Genomic DNA, 9,308 nt, shown 5'->3' with positions numbered 1-9,308 from the left:
AGGTTGGATGTGGAAGCATAGCGATATGTGAAGCTGACCAATACTAATTGCTCGTGAGGCTTGACTATACAACACCCAAACAGTTGTTGTATAACGCTCAATTGATTCGATATTAAACAAAGTGACTTGATTTAGTTACGCTGAACGAACAAACTACTGCAACTCAGATATACCTGTTAATAACTCATTTGATGAAAGCTAGGCTAGCGAAGTGAAAACAACGCCAATAAGACCCAAGCAAATAGTCATAAACAGTTGTGCTGGCGACCATAGCAAGAGTGAACCACCTGATCCCTTCCCGAACTCAGAAGTGAAACCTCTTAGCGCTGATGGTAGTGTGGGGTTACCCATGTGAGAGTAAGTCATCGCCAGCTCATTATTCCTAAACACCCCCGACCATAAGGCCGGGGGTGTTTTTTTTATGCGCGGGATTTAGTGGAAAGCTTAGACACTAATTCTTTATTAAAATAAATTCTATTTATAATTTTTAAAATATATTTATTTACTTTTCTATGCTGAATTTAGACCAGAAACTCTGTATCTTGATGTTAATTTGGACAATAAATCAGTATGGAGAAGATAATGTTGTCGCAATTTAAAATAAAAATTCTACTCAGTTGTTGTGCTTTAGCATTTACTGCCTGTCATGCAGAGAATCCATCTTCTAGAAGTACTCAAGAGACATCTACATCAGCTGCCAAATCGAATGCAGTCTCTTCAAGTGTGCAAAAATATAAGACTGAACAGGTTGCTCAATTTAATGAGCCGTGGGCGATTACTACTTTAAATGATGGCCGACTATTGATTACTGAGCGCAAAGGAAAATTGCAGCTCTTTGATCCAAAAACCAAGAAAAAAATTGAAGTTAAAGGTATACCTCAAGTCGCATATGGAGGCCAGGGTGGCTTAGGTGAAGTAGCCTTGCATCCAGATTTTGCAAAGAATCGGTGGGTATATCTGAGCTATGCCGAACAAGGCCAAGGCGGATATGGTGCAGTGGTGATTCGTGGCAAACTGGACCTAAATCAAGCCACTCCTCAACTCACACAAATTGAACGGATCTGGACGCAAGTTCCGAAATTTTCAGGCCAGGGACATTATGCCCATCGGATTATATTCGGGTCGGATGGTAAGTTATGGATCAGTTCAGGAGAGCGTCAGCAATTTGATCCTGCACAGGACATGCAATCTAATGCCGGTAAAATTATTCGCCTGAATGATGATGGCTCAATCCCTGCCGATAATCCGTTTATGACTCAGGGTAAAATTGCCCAGCAGGTCTGGAGTCTCGGACATCGTAATCCTCTAGGCATGGCTTTTGATCCGAAAGGGCAGCTTTGGGTGATCGAAATGGGACCGAAAGGCGGCGATGAACTGAACAAGATTGTCAAAGCTAAAAATTATGGTTATCCACTGGTATCCAATGGCGATCATTATGACGGCAAGCCGATTCCTGACCACAGTACCCGACCTGAATTTGAGGCCCCGGCACTGGATTGGACTCCGGTAATTTCTCCTTCAGATTTAATGTTTTATACCGCTAATGTCTTCCCGAAATGGAAAAATAAAGCGATTGCGACCGGTCTGTCTTCCAAGGCGATTGTGATTGTGGATACCACCCAGGTTCCAGTGAAAGAAGTTCAGCGTCTGGATATGAAAGAGCGGATTCGCGGGGTTGCTCAGGCACAAGATGGTTCACTATGGGTCATTCAAGATGGTCCGCAAGCAGGTTTGTTAAAAATGACAGCACCTTAATCATCTACTTTTAGGTTGCTTATCTAAATATGAAATATTGAATAGGCTGACCACCTGGATAAAAGGATTTTTAAGCTGATGCTGACATGAAAGAAAAAGGCCTCTACATCCTGTGAAGGCCTTTTCATATTCTGTTAAAGGTATAATGTCTGTTATACCGATTAGCATCCTGCTACGTGATTTTTTTTATTTTTCTTACAAGACTTCCTGTCTTGGTATGATCTGAATATAGCCTGAAGCGACGCAGCGCAATAGGGCAGTTTAGCTGCATAGATTGTAGGTCAAAGCCGACAGCCGAATTTTAAAAAGATAAATTCAAAAATACTGTTTCAATATGATCTTTTGACCAAATCATAAACTGCGGTGATGATTTTGCTGCATTTTAGCGAGAGAATACTCTTTTGATATACATCAACTGATTTAAATAAAACGTCGATAAAATAATAAAAAGGAAACTCCTATGCCTACGATTCAAATTGAAGTTCGGCAATAATATCCTCAAGCAGTTGAGGAACAATTGCTCAACAACGTATTTCATTGTGTACAAACCGCCTTTCAGCTGCCTGAATATGATCGTAATATTCGTCTGGTCGTGCATGAAGCGCATCGTTTTCAGTATATGAGCCATTTAGCTAAACCTGAATATTTCACCTTGATCAGTATTGACTGTTTTGCTGGCCGCAGTCTGGAGACCAAGTGCAATTTGTATAAGCAGATGGTCAAAAGTCTCGTGGAAATCGGTATTCCTGCAGATCATATTCTGATTCATCTGAGATAAAGTGCATTGGAAAATTGGGGGATTCAGGGAGGGCAAGCCGCCTGTGATGTTGATCTCGGGTTTAAGGTGGATGTCTGATGCATCCCGATTAGTATTCAAGTTAAATCTAAAGTTTAAAAACAGAAAAGCCTCAACATCCTGTCGAGGCTTTTCTGGATTTGCTTCTCAGATCTGACTCCTGTCTAATCTGTCAACGTCCTGTTGATTGGCACTTTTTATTGTTGTCGTATCGCTTTGCAGACTTCCTGTCTGTCTATGTACTCACTATAGCCTCGCATAAAACGACCGCATAGCGGCTAAACTCTGCGCTGCATGTAGGCTAAAACGTACAGGGCTGTCGTCCACATTAAGCACTGACATATTGAATCAGTCTATCTACCACAGCTTTTAAGTTTTTATTATCAAATTCATTGCCTTGGAAGGAATAATCTTTGTTGCGCGCAAAGATGTCCCGGATTTCAATCACGGCATTGGTATCCACCAGTCCAAGTTGAGTGCCGACTTGACGAATCTGGTCAATTGAACGTGAGCCGTTGGTCGCACCATAACCAATATAAGCTGCCGGTTTGCCTTGCCATTCCTTGCCGAGATAATCCAAGGCATTTTTCAGGGCAGGGCTATAGCCATGATTGTATTCAGGCGTGACAAAAATAAAGGCATCGCCAAGCGCAATCTTGTCGGCCCAGTCTTGCTGTTTGGGTTGATCATAAATTCCGGTCAATGGCGGATGAGCACCGGAAAATAGCGGAAGATCCCATTCTTTTAGATCGACAATTTCAGTTTCTAAAGTGCTAAAGGCATAACTTTTAATTTCCTGCAGTACCCAGTGCGCCACTTTAATCGCAGTACGTCCCTCACGCACACTCCCAACCACAATATAAATTTTCATGTTTCATCCTTTCTTCGGGTCTGATCATTAAATTAAATTAATCAGATTTCAGGAAGGTGACTAGAGATGATTTGTATCCGGAAAATAAAAAAGCTCCCGAAGGAGCTTTTTCAAAATCAGGTAATTAGCTGATGTTTACATCAGTTTAATGCCTTGCTGACCCGCAGGTGTCACTTTGAAGATTTCTACTTCAAAGGTGATGTTCTTGCCTGCCAATGGATGGTTAAAGTCCACTTCAGTGATGTCGTCATTGACCGATCTCACCACGCCATACAGGGTGGCTTTGGCTTTGTCTTCAAACTCGATCATATGACCTTCGATCGGACGTTCTCCAAACTTCACCGTATCAAATTTCTGGATATTTTCCGGATTCCATGGACCAAAAGCATCTTCTGGCGGCAGGCTGACCGTGCGACGGTCACCGGCACGTAAGCCAATCAGTGCTTTTTCAAAACCAGGCAGTAGATTGCCATCGCCAATCACCAGGCTGACCGGTTCTTCACGGCTACGGGTATTGTCAATTTCCACGCCATTTTCGATTGCGACAGAAAAGTGCAGCTCGACTTTAGAGCCGTCTGCAACCCGCGTTTCTTCGTTAGGATGAATAAAATCAGTCATGTTGTGCTTTCGCCTGTTGAATTCGATGTTTTTCTAAGAAAAAGGTATCAATCAGCATCAGAATAGTGCCTACAGTAATGGCACTGTCTGCAATATTGAACGCAGGGAAGTGGCTGTTCTGGTAATACACATGAATAAAATCGACCACATAGCCGAGGCTGACCCGGTCGATTAAATTACCGATGGCACCACCCAGAATCAGGGCAATTGCCAGCGGTAAAATTTTCATGTCTTTTGGCATACGCATCAGCCAAAACACGAAGATTACAGACACTAAACCTGCCAGTGAAGTAAAGAAATAGCGTTGCCAACCACCAGCATCGGACAGAAAACTAAAGGCAGCGCCATAGTTATGTAGCAGTGTCCAATTTAAAAAGGGCAGCACAGGAACAGGATCTGCATAGTTCAGATTTGTCACTGCAATCCATTTGGTCCATTGATCCAGAATGATCGCCAGAATGGCCAGCCCAACCCACCATAAATTATGTGGATAGAACTGGAATAAGCCCTTTTTGGTGTGGGTATTAGGCATATTTTCTCTCTTCGCCTTGGCCTGTAGGAAGGTTGATAATACAACGACCGCATAGACCAGGATGTGCAGAATGTGTATTTACATCTGGTAATACATGCCAGCAACGTACGCATTTTTCACCATCAGCTGCTGAAACTCTTATGTTTAAGCCTTCAAGATCAGATGCTTCACCTTGTGCTGCATCAAATTCATTCACGATCACTTGTGAGGTAATAAGCACGAAACGAAGTTCATCGCTTAACTTATCTAGCACTGCTTTTAATTCAGCATTTGCCCAAAGTTCAACTTTGGCAGACAAGTTAGAACCGACAGTTTTGGCGGTACGTGCAGTTTCAATGAATTTGTTTACTGCAGATTTCACGGCAATGAGCGTTTGCCATTCAGCTTCAGATACTACATTTGCAGTTGAAGCCACAGGAATATCATACCATTCAGCCGTGAACACGTATTTCTCTGATTGCTCAGGGATTAACGGCCAAGCTTCTTGTGCAGTGAAGCTCAAGATTGGTGACATCCAACGGACAAATGCTTGTACCAAGTGATACAACGCAGTTTGTGCAGAGTGACGTGCTTGTGAATCCGCTTTGGTGGTGTATTGACGGTCTTTGATGATGTCTAAGTAGAAACCACCCAAGTCATTGATACAGAAATTAGTCAGGGCAGTCGTTACGATATGGAAGTTCATATCTTCGTATGCTTTCTTAATAGTTTCTTGCACTTCAGAAGCACGTTGCAAGATGTATTGATCCAGCGCGATCAATTGATCAACAGGAAGCGCATCTGTTGATGGTTTGAAACCATTGAGGTTCGCCAATAAGAAACGAAGCGTGTTACGGATACGACGATAACCATCAGAGGCACGGCTAAAGATTTCTTTACCAGCCGTCATTTCATAACGGTAATCTGCAGATGCGATCCAGAAACGTAGGCCATCCGCGCCCATATCTTTAATGATGTCTTGCGGCGTGATCACATTACCGATCGACTTGGACATCTTGCGGCCTTTTTCATCGACCACGAAGCCATGCGTCAACAAGCCTTTATATGGCGCACGTTCGTTAATCGCAATCGAGGTCAATAACGACGACTGGAACCAGCCACGGTGCTGGTCTGAACCTTCAAGGTACAAATCAGCAGGATCAGTCAATTCTTCACGTTCACGTAGTACGGCATAGTGCGTTGTACCTGAGTCGAACCAAACGTCTAGCGTGTCACGTACTGCATTGTATTGCTCAGCATCCGCACCGATGAACTCAGATGCATTACGGTTGTACCAGCCATCAATACCTTCTTGCTCGATCAGTTTCGCGACTTCTTCGATCAGTTCAGGCGTACGCGGATGCAATTCATTGGTGTCTTTATGTACGAAGAACGGAATTGGCACGCCCCAAGTACGTTGACGTGAAATACACCAATCTGGACGACCTTCAATCATCGCCTGAATCCGGTTTTTACCCCAGTCCGGTACAAAGCTGATATCGTTTTCAATCGCGTTTAACGCATTTTGACGCAGACCTTTGGCATCCATGCTGATGAACCATTGTGGGGTCGCACGGAAGATAATCGGGGTTTTATGGCGCCAGCAATGCGGGTAGCTATGCTTGATCACTACATGTGCCCAAAGCTTGGTTGCTTCAGTTAATGCTGCAATAATTTTTGGATTGGCTTTGTAGATATGCTCGCCCGGGAAGATAGGCGACGTTGGTAAATACACACCATTACCACCGACTGGGTTTTCAACTTTGAGGTTGTACTGTAAACCAACTTTATAGTCATCCACACCGTGGCCCGGTGCGGTATGTACTGCACCTGTACCGCTCGCATCGGTGACGTGTTCACCCAAAATCACTGGCACTTGGCGGTCGCTAATTAAAGGGTGTTGAAGCACTAGATTTTCAAGTTTAGAACCTGTGAATTCAGCAAGGACTTCAAATGCTGTGAAACCATAACGCTGAGTTGCAGACTCAACCAATGATTTCGCCAAAATGAAGTTTTGTGCAGCTTTATCTTCGGCTGTTGCTTTCACCAATTGGTATTCAAGTTCAGCATGCAATGCCACAGCTTGGTTGGCAGGCATGGTCCAAGGCGTGGTAGTCCAGATCACGATGTCGGTACGATCAGCAACGTCTACGCCGACACGTGCAGATAAATCAGCAAGGTCTACAACCGTGAAACCGACGTCAATTGCGTCAGATTTTTTATCTTCGTATTCAACTTCAGCTTCAGCGAGTGATGAACCACAGTCTAAACACCAGTTGACTGGTTTCAGACCTGGCTCGATATGACCTGCTTTCGCGATTGCACCCAATGAACGTACGATGTCAGCTTCTTGTTTGAAGTTCATCGTTAAGTAAGGATTGTCCCAATCCCCGAATACGCCCATACGTACGAAGTCTTTCTTTTGAAGCTCAACTTGGGTGTAGGCATATTCACGGCAGGCTTTACGGAAGGTAGATGCATCCACTTTTACGCCGACTTTACCGACTTTTTCTTCGACTTTGAGTTCGATTGGCAAACCGTGACAGTCCCAGCCCGGTACATACGGTGCATCAAAGCCATCCATGACACGGCTTTTGATAATGATGTCTTTGAGTACTTTGTTGACCGCATGACCCAAATGAATTTGACCATTGGCATAAGGAGGGCCGTCATGAAGCACGTATTTTTTCTTGCCAATACGCGATTCACGAATCTGCTGATAAATGTTGTCGGCATACCACTCTTCTAACCATTTCGCTTCACGTACTGCCAAATTTGCTTTCATTGCAAAGTCAGTACCTGGGAGGTTTAGCGTGGCTTTATAGTCCACTGCATTTTCAGGAGTTTGCTTATCGCTCATGCAAGTCGTCTTCCAATCTAATCAGTTATGTCACTGACACGTTTTACAATAAAAATATGGGATATTAAAAGGGAAATGTGGGGTGATTTCGACGAAACTCAAGCAGTTTCTCGACATCATCATCAATTCCGGTTTTTAGCGCTTCAAGCGAAGGATAGTCCTTTTCGCCATGTAAATAGTTTAAGAACGTCACCCGCATCAACAGGCCATACAGATTAGCAGAAACATCTGGAAAATGTACTTCTAATCGCCACTCTGGGTGTGCTTGTTTGATGGCTGGACGTGTGCCGACATGACCTGCCCCAAACAGGGCAGTCGGGTCATAACCCGCAATACCGGTTTGCGTTGCAGAGTCGGCTTTTACTTTGTCTTTTAAGGATTGGGTTTCACAAATGACTTCCACCCCATAAATTCCTTTCAGGCAGGGCTTATGACGGTTGAGCCGTACATTAATGGTCGGGAAATCAATGGTTCGACCAATCTGATCACCATATTGCACCCGCCCGGTAATGCTATAGGGACGACCCAACAATTGTGCGGCCAAGGCTAAATCACCGGCTTGCAAGGTCTGGCGAATCCGGGTGGAACTGACCCGTTCACCATCCAAAGCAATGGTATTTAAATTGGTCACTTCAAAGCCGTAATTGCGCAGGAATTCGCTATTGCCCTGACGGTTTTTACCAAAGTGAAAATCATCGCCTAAGACCAGATGCCGAGCATTCAGTTTTTCTTTTAAAATGTCAGCAAAAGCTTCTGCAGTCAGGCTGCGGAAAGTATGGTCAAATTTCGCCACCGCGATATAGTCCACACCCAGCTCAGTCAGGTATTCAACTTTTTCACGCAACGATGAAATACGCGGTGGGGCATCATAACCCTGAAAGTATTCAAGCGGTTGCGGCTCGAAAATCATCACTACAGATTTTAAACCCTGTGCTTCAGCCACCTGTTGCAGCTGACGGATCATCGCCTGATGGCCTAAATGCACGCCGTCAAAATTACCGATGGTCACGGCAGTTTTGGGTAATTCAGAATGAGAGGCTAAAGCATTTAGACGGAGCAGCTGCATGGGCAAATCAAGTGCTTAGAAATATCGAGAGGCTATATATTGCCATAATCTCGCGCTTTCGTCTTGCTGTTGTGTTTTTATGCAATATTTTTCTTGAAAATTCATCTTCCTAGAATTGAGTCGGCTGGTTTTTCTACGCACTAAGTATGTTTGATCAGAGCACTGGTGCTTTTCATTCAGCCGGTTTTGTTTTCTAATGTCAGGGTTTTTTTGATATCAGGTGTTTCGAATGTCCGATCTGGCGCTCATCATGGCTCTACCCAATGAATCCAAAGGCTTGTTTGAAGCAGAAGGCATTCAGGTGCATTACAGCGGGATTGGTAAAGTCAACGCGGCCTTTAAAGCCTTTGAGGTGATTCAGAACACTGGTTGCAATACCTTGCTGAATTTGGGAAGCGCTGGGAGTTCACATTTCAATGCGCATGAACTGGTTGAAGTCACGCAATTTGTACAGCGTGATATGGATGTTTCACCCCTCGGTTTTGAGGTCGGCATGACCCCGATGGATCAGCATTTCCCGGGTGCGATTGAGCTCGATTCTTTCTTTGACCATTTGCCGAAAGGGATTTGTGGAACAGGCGACAGCTTTGAAACCGGTATTTCAAAAGTGGCGTGTAATCTGGTCGATATGGAAGGCTATGCCTTGGCCAAAGTCTGTAAAAAGCTGGGCGTTCGGCTGATTTCAGTGAAATACATTAGTGATGGAGCCAATGAGACTGCGCATCTGGATTGGGAAGAAAATCTATTACTGGGTGCGAAAAAATTATTAGATTTATATCAAATGGTAAAATAAATAGGAAAGTTAAGTTTGCTCGGCGACCATAGCAGCTA

The 9,308-nt window shown here is 44.0% G+C and carries 7 protein-coding genes, 1 rRNA gene and 1 pseudogene; 4 read left to right on the top strand and 5 right to left on the bottom strand.

Annotation, left to right across the window (positions count from 1 at the left end; all coding sequences use genetic code 11):
• Positions 1–259 precede the first annotated feature (259 nt).
• The 3 genes and pseudogenes from rrf (at position 260) to NI455_RS04540 (ending at position 2,611) form a co-directional block, all read left to right on the top strand.
• A 5S ribosomal RNA gene (rrf, locus tag NI455_RS04550) occupies positions 260–374 on the top strand.
• Positions 375–582: 208 nt separating this feature from the next.
• Positions 583–1,755, top strand: coding sequence for a PQQ-dependent sugar dehydrogenase (locus NI455_RS04545; protein ID WP_253112662.1), 1,173 nt, complete (start codon positions 583–585; stop codon positions 1,753–1,755).
• 517 nt (positions 1,756–2,272) lie between these two features.
• Positions 2,273–2,611, top strand: a pseudogene (locus tag NI455_RS04540) (tautomerase family protein).
• A 268-nt stretch (positions 2,612–2,879) separates the two neighbouring features.
• On the opposite strand, the gene NI455_RS04535 reads toward NI455_RS04540, so the two are convergent.
• The 5 genes from NI455_RS04535 to ribF all read right to left on the bottom strand — a co-directional run bounded on the left by NI455_RS04535 (position 2,880) and on the right by ribF (position 8,477).
• Entirely contained in the window at positions 2,880–3,422 is a 543-nt protein-coding gene (locus NI455_RS04535) for an NADPH-dependent FMN reductase (protein ID WP_004281216.1), read from the bottom strand.
• A gap of 135 nt (positions 3,423–3,557) precedes the next feature.
• The gene (locus tag NI455_RS04530; RefSeq protein ID WP_005105274.1) at positions 3,558–4,040 is read right to left on the bottom strand and encodes an FKBP-type peptidyl-prolyl cis-trans isomerase; all 483 of its coding nucleotides are present in this window, start codon (positions 4,038–4,040) and stop codon (positions 3,558–3,560) included.
• Positions 4,033–4,572 carry a signal peptidase II gene (gene lspA, locus NI455_RS04525; RefSeq protein ID WP_004729033.1) on the bottom strand — a complete coding sequence of 180 codons (540 nt, stop codon included), beginning with the start codon at positions 4,570–4,572 and terminating at the stop codon, positions 4,033–4,035. The genes NI455_RS04530 and lspA overlap by 8 nt, the downstream gene beginning before the upstream one ends.
• Positions 4,565–7,411 carry an isoleucine--tRNA ligase gene (gene ileS / locus NI455_RS04520; RefSeq protein WP_253112660.1) on the bottom strand — a complete coding sequence of 949 codons (2,847 nt, stop codon included), beginning with the start codon at positions 7,409–7,411 and terminating at the stop codon, positions 4,565–4,567. Before ileS ends, lspA begins: the two co-directional genes overlap by 8 nt.
• Positions 7,412–7,475: 64 nt before the next feature.
• Complete coding sequence (gene ribF, locus NI455_RS04515; protein WP_253112659.1) at positions 7,476–8,477, bottom strand: bifunctional riboflavin kinase/FAD synthetase; 1,002 nt, start codon at positions 8,475–8,477, stop codon at positions 7,476–7,478.
• Positions 8,478–8,706: 229 nt separating this feature from the next.
• Here ribF and NI455_RS04510 point away from each other — a divergent pair, with 229 nt between their 5' ends.
• Positions 8,707–9,270, top strand: a complete 564-nt coding sequence (locus NI455_RS04510; protein ID WP_253112658.1) for a 5'-methylthioadenosine/S-adenosylhomocysteine nucleosidase family protein — start codon at positions 8,707–8,709, stop codon at positions 9,268–9,270.
• The last annotated feature ends 38 nt before the right edge of the window (positions 9,271–9,308 follow it).

It is taken from the genome of Acinetobacter lwoffii, assembly GCF_024129435.1.
GTDB lineage: Bacteria > Pseudomonadota > Gammaproteobacteria > Pseudomonadales > Moraxellaceae > Acinetobacter > Acinetobacter lwoffii_F.
This window is presented reverse-complemented; position numbering and strand designations above follow the sequence as displayed.

Excerpts from the sequence above, each read along its gene's own strand:
- NI455_RS04530 (WP_005105274.1), bottom strand. The coding sequence starts at position 4,040 with ATGACTGATTTTATTCATCCTAACGAAGAAACGCGGGTTGCAGACGGC.
- ileS (WP_253112660.1), bottom strand. The coding sequence starts at position 7,411 with ATGAGCGATAAGCAAACTCCTGAAAATGCAGTGGACTATAAAGCCACG.
- NI455_RS04510 (WP_253112658.1), top strand. The coding sequence starts at position 8,707 with ATGTCCGATCTGGCGCTCATCATGGCTCTACCCAATGAATCCAAAGGC.
- NI455_RS04535 (WP_004281216.1), bottom strand. The coding sequence starts at position 3,422 with ATGAAAATTTATATTGTGGTTGGGAGTGTGCGTGAGGGACGTACTGCG.
- NI455_RS04545 (WP_253112662.1), top strand. The coding sequence starts at position 583 with ATGTTGTCGCAATTTAAAATAAAAATTCTACTCAGTTGTTGTGCTTTA.
- lspA (WP_004729033.1), bottom strand. The coding sequence starts at position 4,572 with ATGCCTAATACCCACACCAAAAAGGGCTTATTCCAGTTCTATCCACAT.
- ribF (WP_253112659.1), bottom strand. The coding sequence starts at position 8,477 with ATGCAGCTGCTCCGTCTAAATGCTTTAGCCTCTCATTCTGAATTACCC.